We start from the raw sequence: 19629 nt of genomic DNA, 5'->3' as shown, positions 1-19629 counted from the left end.
CCTCATAAGCCGGACCGGTGCGCGCGGGCGGTAAAGAAGATGCCCGAGGGGGTCTTGGCCGGGATTTCGCCCAGCTTTTCAAAGCTGCGCGTGTCGTAGATGTCGATCCGGTCCGCATCGCGCACCGACAGCCACACCTGATGCCCGCGCGGTGCGAACTCCATATGCAGGACGGCAGGCCCGGGTTTCAGCGTGTGGATGATCTCGCCCGACTGGCTGTCGATGATTTCGATCGTGTCATTGTCGGGATGCGCATAGTTGACCCAGACATGCCGCCCGTCAGGCCGGGCCACGGCAAAGACCGGCTGACCGTGGATGTTGGTGCGGCCCAGCTCCTCAAGCGTCTGCGCATCGACCCAGAGCACCTGATGATGGCCCACCGCCGGCAGAGCGAACCGGTCACCGGCCAGCGCCCAGCCTTCGAGATGCGGCATCTTGTAGACCGGCATGTCCTGCTGACCCCGGCCATAATCGGCCAGGATTTTCTCCTGTTTGGGCGGATCGGCCCAGAGGTCAAAGGCGGTCAGCCCGTCCTCGCCAAAGAGGCCCACAATATACCGCCGCCCATCCGCGGTGATCAGGGCATCATAGGGGTTGGCCCCGACGCCTTCGAAGGTCTGCACCTGCATCTCATCGCCCGAAAGGTCCGCGATCCATGTCTCGCCATCGTCCCAGGTCGAGAAGACGAACCGCCGTCCCGGCGCATCCACAAGGCCAATCGTCTTGGAGCCGGTCGGCAGATCGGCCACCATCTCAAGCGTGTCGGCATCGAAGATGCGCACGCCGCCCGGCTCGTAATTGGACACCGCCACCAGCGTGCCGTCATCCGAGATTGCCCCGCCAATGGCATTGCCTGCCTGGATCACCCGTTTGGCGATACTCTGCGTGACAAGGTCGAGCTTGGTCAGCCCGCCGTCGCGGCCAAAGACATAGGCAAAACGCTCATCGGGTGAAAAGACCAGGCTCGCATGGCTGAGATCGCCAAAGCCTTCGACCCGCGCCAGCATGGCCATCTCGGACCGGTCCACGATCAGAACCGAGCCTGTCGCCCGTTCCACCACGACCCCAAGATCACCGGTGGCCACGACCCTGGGCTCGGCCCAGCCCATCGTGGCGAAAAAGATGGCGACAAGTGCAAAGAGCCCTCTCACGGTGTCTCTCCTCTCAGATAATCGGCAATCCAGAGCGCATCGGCCTCGGTCATCAGCGGGCGCCAGGGCGGCATCGCGGTGCCGGGGATCCCGTCCAGAATGATATCGCGCAGATCATGGCGGTCGTAATGCTGCATCAGGTCCGGGGTGATCGCCCGGCCCAGCCCGCCCTTCAGCGTCAGACCGTGGCACGACCCGCAATCCTGGATCACCAGCCGCTCCAGCTCGGTCGCGCGTCCGGGTTCAACCTGCGGCGCGCTGTCACTGGCCATGGCAATGGCCGACCACAGAGCCAGCCCCCCCGCCAATGTCAGGGTTCTAGGCATGGCGCACCTGCGACAATGGACGTGCCACCGGCGTGGCAAGATCATCGGCCAGTGCCACCACGTCTCCGATGACGATAAGCGTCGGACGGTGCGCATCGAGCCGGGACGCCACCTCCGCCATTTCGGCGAGCGTTGTGAAATGCCGCTCTTCGGTGGCGCGCGTGCCATCCACCACCAGCATCACGGGGGTCGAGGACGCCCGGCCCGCCGCCATCAGGCGGGCGGAAATCGGGCCGGCCTGGCCGCGCCCCATATAGATGACCAGTGTCGTCTCGGTATGGGTGAGCCCGTCCCAGTCCAGATCAAGCTCATGCCCGGCGCGGCAATGACCGGTGACAAACCGCACCCCGGTGGCCAGCCCCCGATGGGTCAGCGGCACGCCCGTCGAGCAGGCAATGCCCTGCGCCGAGGTGATACCCGGCACAACCGTGTGGGAAATACCGGCATCGCGCAACTCGGCCACTTCCTCGGACCCGCGGCCAAACATGTAGGGATCGCCGCCCTTGAGGCGCACCACCTTCTGGCCGCGCATCGCAAGCGACACCAGCAGCGCATTGATATTCGGTTGTGGAAACGGGTGACGGTCCGGCGCCTTGCCCACGTCGATCAACTGTGCCTCTGGCGGGATCAGCGCCATGATCTGGGGCGAAACAAGCCGGTCATGCACGACAATCTCGGCCTGCTGAATAAGCCGCAGCGCCCGCACGGTCAGCAGATCCGGATCCCCCGGTCCGGCTCCGATGAGGTAGACATGGCCTTGGGTGTGAAGTGCTGACATCGGATCCCTCATCTGGCTTTAGGGCACTTCGCAATTTGCAAAGGCGCTGGCTGATCTTCACGCGATTGGCCCGGGGCGGCTCGCGCCTTTCGGAGACGGTCAGAGGAACGCTGGTGCGGCTTTGTCAGGGTCTCCGGTTCGCAGCCCGCACACGATCGTTCTTTTCGCGCTTCCTGTCTCTTCAGCCTAGGGCGGCACCGGCCCTGACTGCCTTGACTTTTGTTAAGCTGTGTCACGGCGTCTTCGGGGCTGACCGGCATCCTGGCCTCCGCGCCGAAACCCGCAGCCCCTCCTCCCCTTTCAAACATGGGCCAAACCACAGGCCCTCTCCGCTGAGACCCCCCCCTGCGCGCGGTGCCTTTCTGGCCCGCACAGACGCGCTCTGACGAAGTCTTGACTTTCGTTAAGGCCCGACCATTCCGCGGGGTTCATGCTCGGAGCGTCGCCTGTCTTCTTTGAAAGGAGTCCCGGATGAGCGAAGTCCTGACCAAATCCATGGCCCGGAACATCTTCTACGGCGGATCGATTGCCTTTGTGGTGATCTTCGTCGGGCTATCCATTCATAGCCATCGCTACATTGTCACCGAATCGACCACAGCTGCACCGCTGACCGAAGAAGTGGCCATGGGCAAGAAGGTTTGGGAGCGCCATGCGTGCATCAATTGCCACACGATTCTCGGCGAAGGCGCCTACTTCGCGCCCGAAGTCGGAAACGTGATGGAGCGCTGGGGCGTGTTGGACGACCCCGAAGATGCTTATCAAACCCTGGATGCTTGGATGTCCTCCCAACCCTCGGGGGTCGAGGGGCGTCGGCAGATGCCGAATTTCAACCTGAGCGAGGAAGAGACACGCGCCTTGTCCGAATTCCTGCGCTGGACCAACAAGATCAAGACCCAGGATTGGCCGCCCAACGAGGCAGGCTAAGGAGGAAACGCCATGAAATATCAAACTCAACAGATAGCCATGGTCTACTTTATCGTCGCCATGGCGCTTTTTGCGGTTCAGGTTCTGGGCGGGTTGCTGGCGGGCTGGATCTATGTCGCGCCGAACACGTTGTCGGAGCTTTTGCCGTTCAACATCGTGCGCATGCTGCACACCAACTCTCTGGTCGTCTGGCTGCTGCTGGGCTTCATGGGGGCAACCTATTTCATCCTGCCCGAAGAGGCGGAGACGGAAATTCACTCGCCCACCATCGCCTATCTGCAGCTTGCCATCCTGGTGCTGGGCACGCTTGGCGTGGTTGTCACCTATGTGTTCAACCTCTTTGAGGGCCACTGGCTCCTTGGCAAGGAAGGCCGCGAGTTCATCGAACAGCCCGTCTGGGTCAAGGTCGGCATCGTCGTAGCGGCGCTGATGTTCCTCTACAACGTCACCATGACCTCGCTGAAGGGCAAGAAAACAGCGATCACCAATGTCCTGCTTCTGGGCTTGTGGATTCTGTCGCTGCTCTTCCTCTTTGCCTTCTACAACCCGCATAACCTGGCGCTGGACAAGCAATACTGGTGGTACATCGTGCACCTCTGGGTCGAAGGCAGCTGGGAGCTGGTGATGGCCTCTGTGCTGGCCTTCCTGATGCTCAAGCTGACCGGCGTGGACCGCGAGATCGTGGAGAAATGGCTCTATATCATCGTCGCCACCGCGCTCTTCTCGGGCATCCTGGGCACCGGCCACCACTATTACTGGATCGGCACGCCCAGCTACTGGCAGTGGATCGGCTCGATCTTCTCCTCGCTGGAGGTGATCCCCTTCTTCGCGATGATGGCCTTTGCCTTCGTCATGGTCTGGAAGGGCCGCCGCGACCATCCCAACAAGGCCGCCCTGCTCTGGGCGCTGGGATGCGCCACTCTGGCCTTCTTCGGCGCTGGCGTCTGGGGCTTCCTGCACACGCTGCACGGGGTGAACTATTATACCCACGGCACGCAGATCACGGCGGCTCACGGTCACCTTGCGTTCTTCGGGGCCTATGTCTCGCTGAACCTGGCGATCTTCACCTATGCCTTCCCGATCCTGCGGGGACGTGACCCCTATAACCAGGTGCTCAACATGGTGTCGTTCTGGCTCATGGCGGGCGGGATGACCTTCATGACCTTCGTTCTGACCTTTGCCGGCACGGTGCAAACCCACCTGCAACGGGTTGAGGGCGACTATTTCATGGACGTGCAGGACGCATTGACCCTCTTCTATTGGATGCGCCTCGGCGCAGGGGCGGTCGTGGTACTTGGAGCTCTTGTCTTCATCTACTCGATCCTCGTTCCCAAGAAGGAGGTGATTTCTCCTGATGCCACGGTGCCGGCAGAATGACGATGGCTGGCACACCAAAAATGGAAGGGGCGCAGGACGCCCCTTTCTACCTCGAACAGGGCCCGGAATGCGCCTTGTTCGAGACCGCGTATCGCCACCAGATGCCGCTCTTGCTCAAAGGCCCGACGGGCTGTGGCAAGACCCGCTTCGTGGCGCATATGGCCGCCCGGCTGGGCCGCCCTCTCTATACGGTGGCCTGCCATGACGACCTGACCGCCGCCGACCTGATCGGGCGCTACCTGCTCAAGGGCGGTGATACGGTCTGGGTCGATGGCCCCCTCACCCGCGCTGTGCGCGAAGGGGCGATCTGCTATCTCGACGAGGTGGTCGAGGCGCGCAAGGATGTCACCGTGGTCCTGCACCCGCTGACCGATGACCGGCGCATCCTGCCCATCGACCGCACCGGCGAACTCTTGGAGGCAGGCCCCGGCTTCATGCTCGTGGCCTCCTACAACCCGGGCTACCAGAACATCCTCAAGACGCTGAAACCCTCCACGCGACAGCGCTTTTTGTCGATCTCCTTCGACTTCCCGCCGCCCGATCAGGAGGAACAGATCGTCGCCACCGAATCCGGCCTCGATCCGGCCCGCGTCAAGGGCCTCGTGCGCCTTGCGGGCAAGCTGCGTGGCCTGAAGGGGCAGGATCTTGAGGAAGGGGTCTCGACCCGGCTGGTGATCTATGCCGCCAGTCTCATGGCCCACGGGATGCCGCTGAACCAGGCGGTGGAAACCGCGATGATCGAGCCGCTGACCGATGACGACGACGTCAAGGAAGGGCTGCGCGACATCGTCATGGCGGTCTTCGGTTAGGCCCATGGAAAACTTCGAGCCATGGGAGCCGGAGACAACCGTCGGCAAGCTCTGGCATGACTGGGCCAGCGGCTTTGACGCGCCGCTGGTCTCGCCCGAGGCCGCCGTGCGGCTCGAAGACGAGGTTGGGCGCCTCGCCGTGCTCTTTCGCGGGCTCGGCGGGGCCGCTTCGGTCGAAATCCGACCCTGTCACCGCAAGCTGTCCGAGCACCGGCTGAGTTTCCGCCGCAAGCTGGGCACCATCGCCGAAGAGGTGGAGCAAGCCAGCTTTGACGGCGAAATCCTGCGCCTGCCGACCGAGATCATCACCTTTCCCGACGCGGCCCTGAACCGCGCCGCCTATACCTGGCTCACCGCCCTCTGCGCCGTGGCCACCGACTTTCTCGCGCCCAAGGACGATCCGCTGCAATCGGATCTGGCGCAGGTCGCACAGGTGCAGCGCGTCATGGCAACGCTCTTCGCGCAATGCCCCGGCCTGACCCCGCTGGCCGAACGGCTGGCCGCGGCCTACCTGCCCCGCCGCCCGGCGGGCCGCCTGCCCCGCGCCGAGGCCACGCTTGAAGGCGCGGTACGCGATCTTCTGGGCCAGCCCAGCAACACGCCCGCCACCACAGCCCTCGCCGAGGCGCTGCGCAGCGGCGATCCGATGCTGACCGAGCTTCAGGCGCCGCGCAAATACATGCCCATGCGCCCGGTGCCGTTCTGGCCTGTGTTCCTGCCCGCCGAAACCTCTGAACACGAGCGCCTGAACGACCCCGAGCCGCCCACCGGCGACAGCCAGGACGAGATCGAGAAATCCTTCAAGGGCAAGCGCCAGAAATCCGATCAGGCCGAAAGCCGCGACAGCCTGATCCTGCACAAGTTCGAAGCGATCCTGAGCTTTGCCGAGTTTCTCAATCTCAATCGCCGGGTCGATGATGACGATCCCGACACGGCCAAGAAAGCCCTCGACGATCTCGACGAGTTGGCGCTGACGGATGTCTCCAAGACGCCGCGCACGCGGTTCAAGCTGCATCTCGACCTCTCCGCCGAGGATGTGAACCGCGAAGCCGCCGCCGGGCAGTTCACCTATCCAGAGTGGGACGCGCGTCAGCGCGGCTACATGGCCGATCATTGCGCGGTCTTTGAAACCATGATCGACCCCGTGGCCGAGCTGCCCGAGCGCGACCCGGCCGCGCAGCGCCGTATCAATCGCGTGCGCCGCCAGTTCGAGGCCTTCCGCCCCCGCCCGGTCACGATCAACGGCCAGGTCGATGGCGACGAGCTTGACCTCGATGCGGTGATGCGCGCGCGCGCCGATGCCAAGGCTACCGGCGATCCACGCGACGCGCTCTGGTGCCGGACACAAGCCCAGGCGCGCAACCTGTCGGTTTCGATCCTGCTCGATGCCTCGCGTTCGACCGAAAGTGCGGTCACCGGCCGTGCCGTGCTGGATATCGAGCGCGAGGCGCTCACCGCGCTCGCCTGGGGGCTGGAAGCCTGCGGCGACGCCTGCGCGATCCACGCCTTTTCCTCGCTGCGCCGCCAACGCGTCTATGTGCAGCAGATCAAGGAATTTGACACCCCCATGGGCGCGCTGACCGAGCGCCGCCTCGCCGCCCTGCGCCCGGGCTTCTATACCCGCCTTGGGGCCGCGATCCGCCATGTCTCCACCCGCCTTGAGGAGCGCAGCCATACCCGCCGCCTGCTGCTGGTTCTGACCGATGGCAAGCCCAACGACCTCGATCATTACGAAGGCCGCCACGGCATCGAAGACACCCGCATGGCCATCCGCGAGGCGCGTCGGCGGGGCCAGTCCGTCTTTGGCATCGCCATTGACCCCAAGGGCCAAAGCTGGTTTCCCCGGCTCTTCGGCACCGGGCATTACGCGGTGCTGTCGGATCCCGACAAACTGACCATCGCGCTGCCGCAGATCTATCGTCAGCTCGTGGGTGGCGGCGGATGAGCCAGACAGTCGCCCAGAAGGGCCTGCCGGGCGAGCTGATGATGTGGGTTCTGATCTTTTCGGAACTGGCTGTTTTCGGCGCGGGGCTGGTGCTTTTCTTAGTGCTGCGGCTGATGGACCCTGCGGGCTTTGCCGAGGCGCAGACGGCCCTTCTGCCCGCACTGGCAGGGACGAACACCGTCGTCCTGATCACCTCCGGCTATCTCGCGGCAAAGGCCATGCACAATCCCGCCCGTGCGCGGGTGCTGCTGATCCTGGCGGCACTGCTCGGCGTCGTCTTCCTCGTGCTCAAAGGCATCGAGTTTCAGCACAAGGCCGCCCTTGGCATCACCTTCGAGACCCATGATTTCTTCATGTTCTATTACCTGCTGACGGGCTTTCACGCCGCCCATGTGGTCGCGGGTATCTTCATCCTGCTCTTTGTCGCCTACACGCGCGTGCCCGCCCATATCCAGACCGGTGCGGCCTTCTGGCATATGGTCGATCTGGTCTGGGTGCTGCTCTTCCCCGTGGTCTACCTGCTATGAGCGCGCTGGAGCGGGCCTGGATCGGTCTGGCGCTGCTCTCGGCGGCCTCAACGCTGATCGCGCTCAGCCCCCTGCCCGCGCCCTATACCGGCGCGCTGATCCTGGCCTGCGCCTGGGGCAAGGCGCGGCTCATCTTCCTGTGGTATCTGGAGCTTGCCCCCGTGCCGTCCTGGCGCAGTGGTATCCTGACCGGCCTCAGCCTGTTCATGCTGTTGCTGATGGGGCTTTACGTGGCCGCTTAAGCCGCGCGCACCGCGTCGGCCAGCGGCTCGGGCAACTCAAACTCCTGCAACACCCGGTTGCGCCCGCCTTCGGAGAGTTTCCGCGCGGTCTTGGCGACGATATCCACCACTTTCTCAAACGCGTGCTTTTCGGCGAAGGAGGCAAAGTAATGCTTGAGGAACACCATGCAGATCACGTCTTCGAGCATCTGCACCTGCGGGTCGCGTTTCAGCCCTTCTTTGCGCAAGAACACTCCGACGCGTGCGCAATCCACCTCGTCATAACCCGCCTCTTGCATCAGCCCGGCCAGCCGCTCGCCATGCGCCCGGCCCTGATCGCGCCGCCAGGTCAGATACCCGGTGCGCCCTTCGGGATAGCTTGAACGCGCGATTTTCCAGCGCTCGATATGCTGACCGCGGCAGGCGATCTTGAGCACATCGGCCACATCCTCACCGAAAAGCCGCTCCAGCTCCGCGCTCATCCTGCGGCCATAAAGCAGCGCCTCGGGGACGTCCGCGCCGGTGTCGTCCCGGTCCATATTCGGGTCTTTTTCATTGGCGGCATCTATCGCGGCCAGCACGCGGTCCAGCTTGCTCAACATGCTTTGGCACTCCAGGACGACGACGGATCCTCATCCGCGAATTCCATCAGCCGCTCGACCGACGAGATCAACGCCCGGTCCTTCACGATCTTCACACCGCACCGCTCCAGCCGACGGAACGAGCGCGACAGCGATTCCGGCTTCATCCCGAGCCAGGCGGCAATCAGCACCTTGTCATAAGGCAGTATGACCGAGCATTCGCCGGTTTCGTCCTTGCACAGCCCCAGCAGGAAATCCGCAATCCGCTGCGCGCCGGTATGGGATTTGAGCTGTTCCAGCTGATGCACCAGGGCATTGTTGCCCTTCACGATGGCCCCCAGCAGCGAGCGGCACAAAACAACGTCATCCTCTACCGCCTGCCACAGGTCATGGCAGTCGAACTGGATCATGTTGGCAGAGGTCACCGCCTCTGCACCGGTTGCATAAACCTCACCGCGGATCGCCGCCGCTTCCCCGAAACAATCCCCCTTGGTCAGGATGCCGACAACCGCCTCACTGCCGCAGGGGGACATCCGATAGAGCTTCACCCATCCGTCAAGGACCAGGAACATGCTGTGGGCACGTTCCCCCTGCAGATGGATCGAGGCTCCGCGATTGGCTTCTTTCAGGTGACCCTTGGCCAGCAGAGGTGTCACATGGCCTTCAGGCACATCTCGAAATACCGGCGCCTTCAGCGCGATGTCGCTCATCAATGTCATTGGGTCTCCGTCTTCTGCTTAGGAGCGATAGTTTCCCCAGCCCGCTCTAAAGATACCCAAGCAATACACTTTATCGTGAAAATCGCATTGACCTTTGTCAAATCAGGATTATCCTTCTATGCCCCTGCGACACTCTGTCCATTTCAAGCGTGCTCATCTCGTCCATGTTTCTTGGAGAAACTGCGCGCCCGGCGGTTAAGAAGATCTTTAAAACTCTGTAGTTTTCCTGAATTATTCGATCACCGTGACCATGCCGATCATCCCGCGCCGTTCCCAGTGCGGACCACACAGATATTCCTCTGCAGGCGCGGCGGTCAGGAAGGTGAACTCGACAAATTCCTCGGGAAAGGCGCGGTCCGATTCGGGCTGACCCTTGACGATGACGGAATGACTCGTGCGTTTGTCGACATTCACCCAGCGCACGGTTTCGCCCACCTTCACCGTGATCTCCCGTGGGCAGAAACTGTACTCATACATGATCACGACACGCACCCCTTCGGCATCCGCCGACGGCTCTCCGAAAAGCTCCACATAGCGCTCCTCGGCCTCGGCACAGAGTGCGGCCTGCTCGTCATCTCCTGCCAGTGAAGCACCGGCAGGAAATACCATTGCAAGGGCGAGGATCCATGACCGCATCATGTCACTGTCCTTCCACATTGATCGCCGCAGCAGGGTCATCCAGCGCCATCTTGGTGTCAAGCGTCACATGGTGGAACCGCGCGGCGGCATAGTCGTCATGGATGGCAAAGCCTACTGTATAGGTCTTGCCCGCCTCCAGCGGCACGTCGCCCTCGCCCCCGGACAGCGGGCGCGAGAAGGTCACGACCCACAGTCCGGCCTCATTGACAGCCGAGGCCTGCATCTCGCCGCCATTCTGCACCCGGCGCTCCAGCAGATACCCGTTGGACGACGACCCGTCCTCATAGACCCTGAGCAGATCGAGGAAGGTTCCCGCCTCCAGCAGTGCCGCGATCTCCTCTTCGGATTTCAGCTTATCCCAACCGCCCTGTGCCTTGCCGCGACGGCCCTTGATCTCGATCTCGGTGCGGCTTTCGGTCAGGTATTTGGTGATCCGGTCCGAGGCCTCCAGCCGGGCGGCCACGTCGCCACTGGCGGCGATGTCGGCATCTTCGGGATCAAAGGGCATATAGCTGTTATCCGCATGGCACGACGCCCAGCAGCCCACCTGCTCGCCCATCTCGATCCCGGTGCCGGTGATCATCATCGCCACCTTGATCTGGTTGTCGGGGTCCATCTTGCCGCCTTCGACAAAGGGCACAGGGGCATGCGGGCCATCCGGCCAGGAGATGCGGAAATAGGCGTTCTTGGCGTCATGCGCGGCCTGCACCGTCGCGCTGATCGTGCCGCGCTTGCCCGGGATCGGGGTCGGCTCGGTCTCTTCGGTGCCCTTGACGATCTTGTTGCCGATGGTCTCCAACTCTGCGGCATGGCAGGTCGAGCAGGCATCGCCGCCCTTGGTCAGCGGCCGCGCGCCGCCATGCTGCTTGCCGTTCTGCACCCACTCAAAGCTCGCCTGCCCCGGATAGAACAGCGTCAGGTCCGTGCCGGACACCTGGGCCCAGTCGATCCCCGGCGCCACATCGACGGCCGCGCCCGCGGCGGCGCCAGCATCGGCCGAGGCCACCTCGGTGCCGCCCGAGGCCGCTTCCATCTTGGCGCGTTCGTCTGCGCGCGCGGCCTCTACGGCGGCGTCGATCTGCGCCAGCATCTGCTCACGCGCGGCGGCATCCGCCGCTTTCTTGGCCTCTGCCTCTTCGGCTTCACGCGCTGTCACCCGTTCCAGGCTGGCCACATATTCAGCCGGAATCTCGCGCACGAAATCCGGGTTCGGGGCCTCAAGCTCTTCCAGATAGGCCTCATCCGCGCGGTCGCGCAGATCGGAGTGTGCAATCCCCTTATGGCAATCGATGCAGGTCTGGCCCGCCTCCATCGCGTTCAGGTGCTGCTGGCGCGCACGCGGCTTCTGGAACTCGGGCATCATCGACTGGAAGTCGTGACAGTTGCGGCATTCGCGGCTGTCATTGCCTTTCATCCGCTCCCATTCGTTCATTGCCAGATGCAGCCGCTTGGCCTCGAATTTTTCCTTGGTATTGATGGTGCCCATCGCCTTGCCATAAAGCTCGCGGCTGGCTTTGATCTTGCGGATGACCTTGTGGGTCCAGTCCTTTGGCACGTGACAATCCGAGCAGACCGCGCCGACACCGGAGCGGTTCACATCATGGATGGTGCCCTTGTATTCCTCATAAACAAAATTCCGCATCTCGTGACAGGAGACACAGAACTTTTCGGTATTCGTCGCTTCCATGGCGGTGTTGAACCCGCCCCAGAAAATGATCCCGGCGGCAAAAGCTCCGGCGGCACCGGCAAGCGGCAATCCAAACAGGACGTATTTGCTGAAGAAAAGTTTCAAGCCGGATTTTTTGGGGGCGTCAGCCATGGGTCACACTCCGAGTGAAAGCAAGGAAAGGGCGGGCGTCATGGCCCGCCCTTTCGCAGTTAGTATGAGGTCACAGCGTCAGGTGACGTGGTTCGACCGGTTGTAGACATTGAACTTGCCGGTGGGCGCATAGAGCCCTTTGACACGTCCAATTTCTTCCAGCGTCTTGGCGTCGAAGATCACGATCTCACCATTCGGTTCCAGCGAGGTCGAGCGGTTCCACTTGGACACCCAAACCTCCGTACCATCCTGGTTGAACTCGAAATGGACGGCGGCATTGCCTTCCTCTTCGGTGATCTGGATCGTTTTCACGATCTCCCCGGTCTCTTTCGAGATCACCTGCACAGATTGCTGCACTTCCGGTTCGGGGTGCTTGGTCTGGTCAGCCCAGATGTAATCGCTGGTCGGGTGCGTCCGGATGAACAGGCCCGCGCCATCGGTTTCCGTCTCGTAGCAGATCTTCCAGGCATTGTCCGGGTGGCCTTCGGGGTCGTTGCCCCAGACCGTCACGAGACCGACACCAAGGTGCGTGGTGCCCGCCACCGGCCCGCAATTCGGGTCAACCCAGTTGGCGCCCGGTCCCGGGTGCGGCAGCGCATCGGTGTCGATGATCGCTTCCAGCTTGTGGGTCTTGCTGTCCACCACGACCATCGCGTTCGAGGCGTTGGCCGCAATCTGGAAATACCGGCCCGTCGGGTCGAAGAACCCGTCATGCAGGAACTTGGCACTGTCGATCTTGGTGATGCCCAGGTTGTCGATATCGGTGTAATCGACCTGCCAGAGCTGACCCAGCTCCTTGACGGCCACGATCCAGGTGGGCTCGTTCGGGGTGGTGTAGATGGCGGCCACGCGGGCCTCTTCCACATAGTTCCCGTCCACGTTCACACCGCGGGTCGAGACGACCTTCTTCGGCTCCATGGTCACCGCGTCGACGATCGCGAAATGCGGCGGCCAGTAGCCCCCACCGATCACGTATTTGCCGTCGCCCGACACAGCCACGTCGCGCGCGTCATAGGCAATCTTGACCTCGGCCACGAGCATGTTCTCGGGGTTCTGCCAAAGGTCGATCTTGGTCATCTTGCCGTCGCGGCCCATCGTGTACCAGAAGCGGCCCGGGTTTTCCGGCTCTTCCAGCTTGTGGTGCTCGGAGGCTTTCAGAACGTGCACGGCATAGCCCGTCGGAATATGCGCCAGCACTTCCTTGGTGTCGCCGTCAACCACGGCCACCTTGCCGACGTCACGCTCGATCACGACAAAGAAGTTTTCCCAGTTGCGGCCATGCAGCGGCTCGGTCGGATAGTCCTCCGGCTCCACATAGACCTTGCGGGTCTCCATCATCTGCTCAAGCGACATCTCCGGCGGCTTCGGCGGCTCCATCATGATGTAGGTCGCCATGTCGCGGATCTGCTCTTCGGTCATCACGTCCGAAAAGTTGTTCATCCCGCCTTCGGTGCCCCAGGAGATGATTTTCTCAAGCCGCTCCTGGCCCAGTTTCAGCGTCCCGCCTTCGGTCACGGTGCCATCCGCAGCGGTCTTTTTCCATTCCGGCAGCAGGTTCTTACCTGTCGCGCCTTTACGCAGCACGCCGTGGCAGCCGGCGCAACGCTCGAAATACACCTGCTTGGAGGCTTCAAACGCCTCTTCGCTCAGTGTCGGCTCCTCGGCGACGGCAGGGCTTGCCAGGCCGCCAACCATCAACGCCACCCCAGCGGTGAGCGCGCGGGCTGAAGCCGAAAAGGTTAATCCATGAGACATAAAAACTCTCCGTTTTCCTGGTGAGACATGCCTCATTAGGCGCCCCTGACTGCGCTGAATCCTTGACTTTCGTTAGGCCCGGCCCGCCAGCGCGGCCCAAAGCGCGAAACCCTCGCCTAACCCATTGCCAAATCGTGCAATTTTTTATCACCGCGCGCGTATCTTTGTGCACGGCTTCATCGCAGGGCCGCGAATGACCCCGAATTTCCTGATTTATCGCAGGGAATTGGACGGAATCTCCCCCTGATCCGGCGGCCAAGGGGCCGCACGGGACCAGGGGCAGACGGCATACGCCACCGTCTCGGCGATGGGAAAGCGCGGCGTCATCGACTGTTTCTTTTGTCATTGACCCGATCGTGTCGGGGCCGGACGGGCTACCCCTGCCTGCAATCGGGGATCCGGCCCGCCCCGGACAGCAGGCGCCAGTCAGTAAAGTGCCCGACAGGCCCAATGGCCCGGTTGTCGCCTGCCCCGAATAGCGCAATGGTAAGGCCATCGACGAGATACGCCGCCTGGAAGGAAAGACCTGAGATGACCATCATCCGCGAAGACGACCTGATCGCCTCCATTGCCGAAGCGCTCCAGTACATCTCGTATTTTCACCCCCCGGATTTCATCAGCGCCATGTCAGCGGCCTGGGAACGCGAGGAAAATCCCGGCGCCAAACAGGCCATGGCGCAAATCCTCGTGAATTCGCGCATGTGCGCCATTGGCCGCCGTCCCATCTGTCAGGATACGGGGGCCGCGAATATCCACATCCGCTATGGCGTTCAGGCCAGAACCGATTTCACGCGGTCGCTTCAGGAGATCTGCGACGAGGGCACGCGCCAGGGATACCGGCGCGACACGAATCCGCTGCGGGCCTCGGTGGTGGTCGATCCCTTCGGAACGCGACAGAATTCGGGGGATAACACGCCCTGCATGCTGACGGTGGAGATCGTCGAAGGCGACCGGATCGAGATCGACGTGGCCGCCAAGGGCGGCGGGTCCGAGAACAAGGCGAAGTTCACCACTCTCAACCCGTCCGGGTCGGTCGCGGACTGGGTGGTCGAGACCGTCGCCACCCTTGGGGCCGGATGGTGCCCGCCGGGTATTCTCGGGATCGGCGTCGGCGGCAATGCCGACAAGGCCATGGCCCTTGCAAAGGCGGCTCTGAGCGACCCCATCGACCTGCATGAGCTGCAGCGGCGCGGCCCGTCGAACCGCACCGAAGAGTTGCGCCTTGAGATTGCCGAGCGCGTGAACGCGCTGGGGATCGGCGCGCAGGGTCTGGGCGGCGTCACAACCGTGCTCGACGTCAAACTGCGGTCATTTCCGACCCATGCGGCCTCGCTCCCGGTGGGCCTTATCCCCAATTGTGCTGCGACACGGCATGTTCATTTCACCCTTGATGGCTCTGGCCCGGCCGAATTCACGCCGCCGGACCTTGCGCTCTACCCTGAGATCCTGCTCGACCAGGCCAGCGCGACGGCCCGGAAAATCGACCTCGACACCCTCACGGATGATGTCATCTCTTCGCTGGAACCGGGGCAGACCCTGCTTTTGTCAGGCACGCTCTACACCGGCCGGGATGCGGCGCATAAACGCATGATCGACATGCTCGACGCGGGCGAGGCCCTGCCCGTCGACCTGCGCGGCCGCGCGATCTATTACGTCGGTCCCGTCGATGCCGTCGGGGACGAAGCCATCGGTCCCGCCGGCCCCACGACCTCGACCCGGATGGACAGGTTCACCGACCGCATCCTCAGCGAAACCAGCCTCAAGCTGATGATCGGCAAGGCCGAGCGCGGCCCCGCCACCCTCGATGCCATCGCCCGGCACCGCGCCGCCTATCTGATCGCCGTGGGCGGGGCGGCTTACCTCGTCTCCAAGGCGATCAAGGCCGCCCGCCCGGTCGCCTTTCAGGATCTTGGCATGGAAGCGATCTATGAGCTTAAGGTCGAGGATATGCCGGTCACGGTCGCGGTTGACAGCAACGGCAACTCGATCCACCGGACCGGCCCCGAGAAATGGCGGCGCGCGCCTGCGTTGTAGCTTCAATTGATAACGCCAAGCGGGCCTCTGCCCTGCCCTGGCGCTCCCGCCTGACGGGTTTCGTAAAACGCTTTAGCCCGCGGCCATCCCCCCATCGGGCAGAGGCGCCGCAAGCTGCGCCCCGATGGCGCGCGCCGGACACTGGTCAAGCCGGTCCGCCATGTCCCAGAGTGCGCCCCCCCTGGCACCAAGCAATGCCTCGGCCTTCTGGCGCAGACGCCGGGCCAGCACCTCCTGCGGGATCTCGTCCGCAAGGTCATGCGACAGCGGCACGACCGTGCCGTCCCTGAACCGCAGCTGCCCTTCGGCCTGCAGATCGCTGACCGTCTCATCACCCGTCACCCTGACCCTCCGGGCAAAGGCCGCGAGCGCGCCATCACTCGCCAGCGCATCGGTATAGGCCCGGTCATCCCCGGTGCCGTCACCGCGCAGCGCCATCCCGGCAAGCCAGGCATAGCTGAACTTCACCTCAAGCCCGGTGCGCGGCAGCTTGATATCGCAGACCTTGAGCCACCGCGGGTTGGTCCGCAGCGCGACCTCCTCCACCGCATCGAGGTCAAGCGCGTCCTTGCCCCTGACGGCCAGCAGCGCCTCGATCATCGCATGGGTTCCGTGGCAGCAGGCATGCAGCTTGTACTTGTTGTCCTCGAACAGCATGCCGCTCAACGGCTCGACCGCGCCGATCTCGGGCGTATGGGTTTCGACAAAACCCTGCGGCCCGGCAAGCCCGTCATCGGCAGAGGTGAACCCAAGCCGCGCAAGGGCGGCACATTCCACCCCGTTGGCAGCGGCAATCCCGGCATTATAGGGTTTGCCCATCGTGCCGAACTGCGATTTCAGACCCGAGGCACGGGTCGCGCAAAGCCCAAGGGCCACGCGCATTTGATCCCGGTTCAAATCATAAAGCCGCCCCGCCGCCACGGTCGCGCCAAAGGCCCCCGCCGTCGCGGTCTGGTGAAAGCCCAGATTGTAATGCGCCCGGCCAAGCACCTTGCCCACCCGGATCGCGGCCTCCGCCCCGATGAGAAAACCCGCCACAAGCGCGCCGGCGGTGGCATCGCAGTCTTCGGCCACCGCAAGGGCGGCGGGATAAATCGCAACGGACAGGTGCCCCACATGGGCGAAATGGGTATCGTCATAATCCAGCGCGTGGCTTGTTGCACCATTAACCAGCGCCGCCATCCGCGCCGGGGCCGCCTCGCCGCCGATCACACTGGCCACCGGCCTGCCCCCTTCCGATACCGCCAGGCTGCGCAGTTTCCGGGCAAGCGGTTCGTCCTTGCCCGCCAGACCGCAGGCCATCCAGTCCAGAAGCGAAAACCGCGCCAGTGCCAGTGCCCGCCCGGGCAGATCCTCCTCGCGCATGGCGGCCAGATCGAGAAGCTGATCCATCAGTTGCATCGCAAATCTCCTGTTCGGGCAGAGGGCGCTTTGCCGCCTTCTATCACAGCCCCGCCAGAGGCACAGCACAGGAGTGTGCGCCTCAGCTCTGGACTGGAGGCGTCATAAGCCCGATGTATAGCCGGGTGTTTCACGATGGTCCCGACCATGAGGTTTGTTCTACATCTGAAGCGACACGCGAGATTTGACGGCGAAGGACGAAACCGGATCATGGACACTGAAAACCTTGACGGGCACCTGCCCGATTTTCCCAGGTCGCTCGGGATCACCCTCACCGAGTGCAGCGCCGAGGCGGTCGCGGGCCAGATGACCGTGCGCCCGGAGCATGCCAACCGCAACGGGGTGATGCACGGCGGGGCGGTCATGGCCTTCGCGGATGCCCTGGGGGGCACGGCGGCAGCCCTCAACCTGGACGAGGGCCAAATGACCACCACGGTCGAGAGCAAAACGAACTTTCTGCGCGCGATCCCGATCGGCGACCGGGCCAGCGCGCGCTCCATTCCACTGCATCGGGGCCGCCGGACAACCATCTGGCAGACCACCGTATCGCGTTCCGACGGAAAGGCCGCGGCAATCGTGATTCAGACGCAGATGACACTGGAGAGCCCCCATGGGCCGTGATGCCGGCAAGCTGCGTCAACGGGGGCATTCATACAAAATCAAACTCCGCCGTTTCAGCGCTTTTTGCTTGTCGTCTTCGGTCTCCGAGGCCGGTGACGCATATCTGGTCAACCTTACGCCGAAATGCTAGCGACAGTGTCAGGCTTACAGAACAGGGCTTGAAATGCTGGATCGCCTGAAAAAACAAATCAGGATATGGGAGCGTGACGGAAAATACAGTTGGATCACCCAGGCGGCAACGTTTGCATGGGTGCAAGCCAGAAATCTGTATGACCGGATTCATATCGGACAGCTGCGGGGCGTTCTGAAGCGGAATGCGTTCCCGACCGAGCCTTCTGTGGCTGTGCAAATGGTGTGCGAAGGGCGCATTGGCCGCGGTGCTCGTCCGATGCAGGTCCGGCAGGAACTGGACGCTCTCATTCGCCTGATCGACGAACGCAAGCCCCGTAAACTCATCGAAATCGGCACGGCCCGCGGCGGTACATTGCTGCTACTTTGCCGGTTCGCAGCACCCGATGCCCAGATTGTGAGCATTGATCTGCCCTATGCGCGCAACGGGGGCGGATATCCCAGGTGGAAAGGAAAATTCTATCAATCCTTCACCCATCCGGATCAGAAGCTGACCCTTCTGCGCGCCAATTCTCATGACCCGGAAACCTTCAGGATCGTCCGTGACATTCTCGGAGGTGACATGGCGGATTTTCTCCTGATCGATGCCGACCATTCCTTCGAGGGCGTACGGACTGATTTCCATACCTATATCCCGTTGGTCGCTGCCGGGGGCCTCATCGCGCTTCATGATATTTTGCCGAATACAGAGGATCCTTCGATCAACGTCAGTGAATTCTGGGCGCAACTCGAAGCGGATTCAACGCACCAGACGGACACAATCGTTCATGATGCGGCGCAAGGGCACAGCGGTATCGGGCTTGTTTACGTCTGACCGTGAAGCTGCCGGATGACACTCTCAAGACAGCATCTGTTTCGAAAGAGGATGTCTGTCCCGCTCTGACAACACAGCAACGACGTCCGTCACTTCTTTTTCCGCAGACGCAGGCGCGGCACGACCCGCTGTAGAAGTTGGGTCTTGCGCAGGAACTCCCCCCACCTTCGGGGGCCGATTGACAAAACGATCCGCAGCAGCTCGCTGATTGACGCACCGGCGGCGTGATATCGCGATGCAAGCCAGAAGTTGATGGCGTTCGAAGACCGCGCAAGCGGTTCGAGCCGCGCTCTTTCAGCCTCGGCAAGCGTATCGAGATGCCTGTGAAGGGCGCGGTCCAACTGATCGCGATAATCCTCCAGTTTGCGCGAGCCCTTAAGGGTCAGCGACGCTCTGTGAAGGCGAAAGGCAACCAGTTTTTCATGCGTCCAGGCCAATGGGCCTTTGCCAATCAGCTTCAGCCAGAGATCCCAGTCCGCTGTCATCCAGAGCGTTTCATCAAGGCCAGCCAACATCCGGTAGTCGCTGGTGCGGAACACGACGGCCGGAAGGGCAATGGTATCCTGAACAATAAGCGTTTCGAATGCTTCTGCCGACGGCACCAGTCGGCGGCGCGCGCCAAAAGGTGGGGCAAAAGTTCCTATTCGGTGGCTCCGATCATCGACATAGTCCGCCCCGTGAACCCACAGCGCCGCTTCGCTGTACGTCTCCAGCATGGCCTTCAGGACTGCGGCCCGGTCTTCGTGCCAGTAATCATCCTGATGCAACATGGTGGCGAAAGGCGCGCGGGCCATCGACATGGCGAGGTTTGTGTTTTCCATCCACCCCGAGCTTTCGGGATTGCTGACGATACGAATATCGATCCTGTCGGCAAAGCTTTTCGCGATAGCAACGCTTGCATCATCCGAAGCTTGATCCACCAGGACAAGTTCGATCCCCTCCGCTTGCAGAGCGACCGAAGCAATGCTTTCAGCAAGAGTGTCCGCCCCGTTGAAGACGGGCATGACAACACTTAGCCACGGGCGTTGCGCGGAAGGCAACTCTGGGGTCATGCGTCGG

At 62.7% G+C, this 19629-nt stretch carries 19 protein-coding genes; 9 read left to right on the top strand and 10 right to left on the bottom strand.

Annotated elements, in window-relative coordinates; all coding sequences use genetic code 11:
• Positions 1–2 precede the first annotated feature (2 nt).
• Genes EI983_RS08805 through cobA form a run of 3 tightly spaced genes read right to left on the bottom strand, consistent with a single transcriptional unit; the run spans position 3 to position 2255 of the window.
• Positions 3–1109, bottom strand: coding sequence for a cytochrome D1 domain-containing protein (locus tag EI983_RS08805; protein WP_157709034.1), 1107 nt, complete (start codon positions 1107–1109; stop codon positions 3–5).
• Positions 1110–1147: 38 nt separating this feature from the next.
• The gene (locus tag EI983_RS08800; protein WP_157706996.1) at positions 1148–1477 is read right to left on the bottom strand and encodes a c-type cytochrome; all 330 of its coding nucleotides are present in this window, start codon (positions 1475–1477) and stop codon (positions 1148–1150) included.
• Positions 1470–2255, bottom strand: coding sequence for a uroporphyrinogen-III C-methyltransferase (gene cobA / locus EI983_RS08795; protein WP_157706995.1), 786 nt, complete (start codon positions 2253–2255; stop codon positions 1470–1472). Before cobA ends, EI983_RS08800 begins: the two co-directional genes overlap by 8 nt.
• Before the next feature lie 471 nt (positions 2256–2726).
• On the opposite strand from cobA, the gene EI983_RS08790 reads away from it, so the two are divergent.
• Genes EI983_RS08790 through EI983_RS08765 form a run of 6 tightly spaced genes read left to right on the top strand, consistent with a single transcriptional unit; the run spans position 2727 to position 8079 of the window.
• Complete coding sequence (locus EI983_RS08790) at positions 2727–3179, top strand: c-type cytochrome (RefSeq protein WP_157706994.1); 453 nt, start codon at positions 2727–2729, stop codon at positions 3177–3179.
• A 12-nt stretch (positions 3180–3191) separates the two neighbouring features.
• Positions 3192–4556 (top strand): cbb3-type cytochrome c oxidase subunit I, encoded by a 1365-nt coding sequence (locus EI983_RS08785; RefSeq protein WP_157706993.1) that lies wholly within the window; start codon positions 3192–3194, stop codon positions 4554–4556.
• Positions 4557–4558: 2 nt separating this feature from the next.
• Entirely contained in the window at positions 4559–5365 is an 807-nt protein-coding gene (locus EI983_RS08780) for a CbbQ/NirQ/NorQ/GpvN family protein (RefSeq protein ID WP_198389401.1), read from the top strand.
• Between the two features lie 4 nt (positions 5366–5369).
• Positions 5370–7310, top strand: a complete 1941-nt coding sequence (locus tag EI983_RS08775) for a nitric oxide reductase activation protein NorD (RefSeq protein WP_157706991.1) — start codon at positions 5370–5372, stop codon at positions 7308–7310.
• The gene (locus EI983_RS08770; protein ID WP_246162357.1) at positions 7307–7837 is read left to right on the top strand and encodes a cytochrome c oxidase subunit 3; all 531 of its coding nucleotides are present in this window, start codon (positions 7307–7309) and stop codon (positions 7835–7837) included. Before EI983_RS08775 ends, EI983_RS08770 begins: the two co-directional genes overlap by 4 nt.
• Positions 7834–8079 carry a cytochrome C oxidase subunit IV family protein gene (locus tag EI983_RS08765; protein ID WP_157706990.1) on the top strand — a complete coding sequence of 82 codons (246 nt, stop codon included), beginning with the start codon at positions 7834–7836 and terminating at the stop codon, positions 8077–8079. Before EI983_RS08770 ends, EI983_RS08765 begins: the two co-directional genes overlap by 4 nt.
• Here EI983_RS08765 and EI983_RS08760 read toward each other — a convergent pair.
• The 5 genes from EI983_RS08760 to EI983_RS08740 form a co-directional block, all read right to left on the bottom strand.
• A complete protein-coding gene (locus EI983_RS08760) occupies positions 8076–8660 on the bottom strand; it encodes a DUF4202 domain-containing protein (RefSeq protein ID WP_157706989.1) in 585 nt (194 codons plus the stop codon). The genes EI983_RS08765 and EI983_RS08760 overlap by 4 nt on opposite strands.
• Entirely contained in the window at positions 8654–9358 is a 705-nt protein-coding gene (locus tag EI983_RS08755; protein ID WP_157706988.1) for a Crp/Fnr family transcriptional regulator, read from the bottom strand. The genes EI983_RS08760 and EI983_RS08755 overlap by 7 nt, the downstream gene beginning before the upstream one ends.
• Before the next feature lie 231 nt (positions 9359–9589).
• Positions 9590–9997 carry a plastocyanin/azurin family copper-binding protein gene (locus tag EI983_RS08750; protein WP_246162356.1) on the bottom strand — a complete coding sequence of 136 codons (408 nt, stop codon included), beginning with the start codon at positions 9995–9997 and terminating at the stop codon, positions 9590–9592.
• 1 nt (position 9998) lies between these two features.
• Positions 9999–11816 (bottom strand): NapC/NirT family cytochrome c, encoded by a 1818-nt coding sequence (locus EI983_RS08745; RefSeq protein ID WP_157706987.1) that lies wholly within the window; start codon positions 11814–11816, stop codon positions 9999–10001.
• Between the two features lie 78 nt (positions 11817–11894).
• A complete protein-coding gene (locus tag EI983_RS08740; protein WP_157706986.1) occupies positions 11895–13571 on the bottom strand; it encodes a cytochrome D1 domain-containing protein in 1677 nt (558 codons plus the stop codon).
• A 531-nt stretch (positions 13572–14102) separates the two neighbouring features.
• Here EI983_RS08740 and EI983_RS08735 point away from each other — a divergent pair.
• Complete coding sequence (locus tag EI983_RS08735) at positions 14103–15605, top strand: fumarate hydratase (protein WP_157706985.1); 1503 nt, start codon at positions 14103–14105, stop codon at positions 15603–15605.
• 72 nt (positions 15606–15677) lie between these two features.
• Here the strand turns inward: EI983_RS08735 and EI983_RS08730 are convergent, their stop codons facing one another.
• Positions 15678–17006, bottom strand: a complete 1329-nt coding sequence (locus EI983_RS08730; RefSeq protein ID WP_157706984.1) for an MmgE/PrpD family protein — start codon at positions 17004–17006, stop codon at positions 15678–15680.
• 210 nt (positions 17007–17216) lie between these two features.
• On the opposite strand from EI983_RS08730, the gene EI983_RS08725 reads away from it, so the two are divergent.
• The gene (locus EI983_RS08725) at positions 17217–17627 is read left to right on the top strand and encodes a PaaI family thioesterase (protein WP_157706983.1); all 411 of its coding nucleotides are present in this window, start codon (positions 17217–17219) and stop codon (positions 17625–17627) included.
• Positions 17628–17790: 163 nt separating this feature from the next.
• Positions 17791–18570: a class I SAM-dependent methyltransferase gene (locus EI983_RS08720; protein WP_157706982.1), complete on the top strand. Its 780-nt coding sequence runs from the start codon at positions 17791–17793 to the stop codon at positions 18568–18570.
• An 89-nt stretch (positions 18571–18659) separates the two neighbouring features.
• Here the strand turns inward: EI983_RS08720 and EI983_RS08715 are convergent, their stop codons facing one another.
• A complete protein-coding gene (locus tag EI983_RS08715) occupies positions 18660–19622 on the bottom strand; it encodes a glycosyltransferase family 2 protein (RefSeq protein WP_157706981.1) in 963 nt (320 codons plus the stop codon).
• Positions 19623–19629: the final 7 nt, after the last annotated feature.

Source organism: Roseovarius faecimaris (genome assembly GCF_009762325.1).
GTDB classification, from domain to species: domain Bacteria; phylum Pseudomonadota; class Alphaproteobacteria; order Rhodobacterales; family Rhodobacteraceae; genus Roseovarius; species Roseovarius faecimaris.
This window is presented reverse-complemented; position numbering and strand designations above follow the sequence as displayed.

Excerpts from the sequence above, each read along its gene's own strand:
- EI983_RS08720 (WP_157706982.1), top strand. The coding sequence starts at position 17,791 with ATGCTGGATCGCCTGAAAAAACAAATCAGGATATGGGAGCGTGACGGA.
- EI983_RS08775 (WP_157706991.1), top strand. The coding sequence starts at position 5,370 with ATGGAAAACTTCGAGCCATGGGAGCCGGAGACAACCGTCGGCAAGCTC.
- EI983_RS08765 (WP_157706990.1), top strand. The coding sequence starts at position 7,834 with ATGAGCGCGCTGGAGCGGGCCTGGATCGGTCTGGCGCTGCTCTCGGCG.
- EI983_RS08725 (WP_157706983.1), top strand. The coding sequence starts at position 17,217 with ATGGACACTGAAAACCTTGACGGGCACCTGCCCGATTTTCCCAGGTCG.
- EI983_RS08730 (WP_157706984.1), bottom strand. The coding sequence starts at position 17,006 with ATGCAACTGATGGATCAGCTTCTCGATCTGGCCGCCATGCGCGAGGAG.
- EI983_RS08735 (WP_157706985.1), top strand. The coding sequence starts at position 14,103 with ATGACCATCATCCGCGAAGACGACCTGATCGCCTCCATTGCCGAAGCG.
- EI983_RS08800 (WP_157706996.1), bottom strand. The coding sequence starts at position 1,477 with ATGCCTAGAACCCTGACATTGGCGGGGGGGCTGGCTCTGTGGTCGGCC.
- EI983_RS08805 (WP_157709034.1), bottom strand. The coding sequence starts at position 1,109 with ATGGGCTGGGCCGAGCCCAGGGTCGTGGCCACCGGTGATCTTGGGGTC.
- EI983_RS08750 (WP_246162356.1), bottom strand. The coding sequence starts at position 9,997 with ATGATGCGGTCATGGATCCTCGCCCTTGCAATGGTATTTCCTGCCGGT.
- EI983_RS08745 (WP_157706987.1), bottom strand. The coding sequence starts at position 11,816 with ATGGCTGACGCCCCCAAAAAATCCGGCTTGAAACTTTTCTTCAGCAAA.
- EI983_RS08770 (WP_246162357.1), top strand. The coding sequence starts at position 7,307 with ATGAGCCAGACAGTCGCCCAGAAGGGCCTGCCGGGCGAGCTGATGATG.
- cobA (WP_157706995.1), bottom strand. The coding sequence starts at position 2,255 with ATGTCAGCACTTCACACCCAAGGCCATGTCTACCTCATCGGAGCCGGA.
- EI983_RS08755 (WP_157706988.1), bottom strand. The coding sequence starts at position 9,358 with ATGACATTGATGAGCGACATCGCGCTGAAGGCGCCGGTATTTCGAGAT.
- EI983_RS08780 (WP_198389401.1), top strand. The coding sequence starts at position 4,559 with ATGGCTGGCACACCAAAAATGGAAGGGGCGCAGGACGCCCCTTTCTAC.
- EI983_RS08715 (WP_157706981.1), bottom strand. The coding sequence starts at position 19,622 with ATGACCCCAGAGTTGCCTTCCGCGCAACGCCCGTGGCTAAGTGTTGTC.
- EI983_RS08740 (WP_157706986.1), bottom strand. The coding sequence starts at position 13,571 with ATGTCTCATGGATTAACCTTTTCGGCTTCAGCCCGCGCGCTCACCGCT.
- EI983_RS08790 (WP_157706994.1), top strand. The coding sequence starts at position 2,727 with ATGAGCGAAGTCCTGACCAAATCCATGGCCCGGAACATCTTCTACGGC.
- EI983_RS08760 (WP_157706989.1), bottom strand. The coding sequence starts at position 8,660 with ATGTTGAGCAAGCTGGACCGCGTGCTGGCCGCGATAGATGCCGCCAAT.
- EI983_RS08785 (WP_157706993.1), top strand. The coding sequence starts at position 3,192 with ATGAAATATCAAACTCAACAGATAGCCATGGTCTACTTTATCGTCGCC.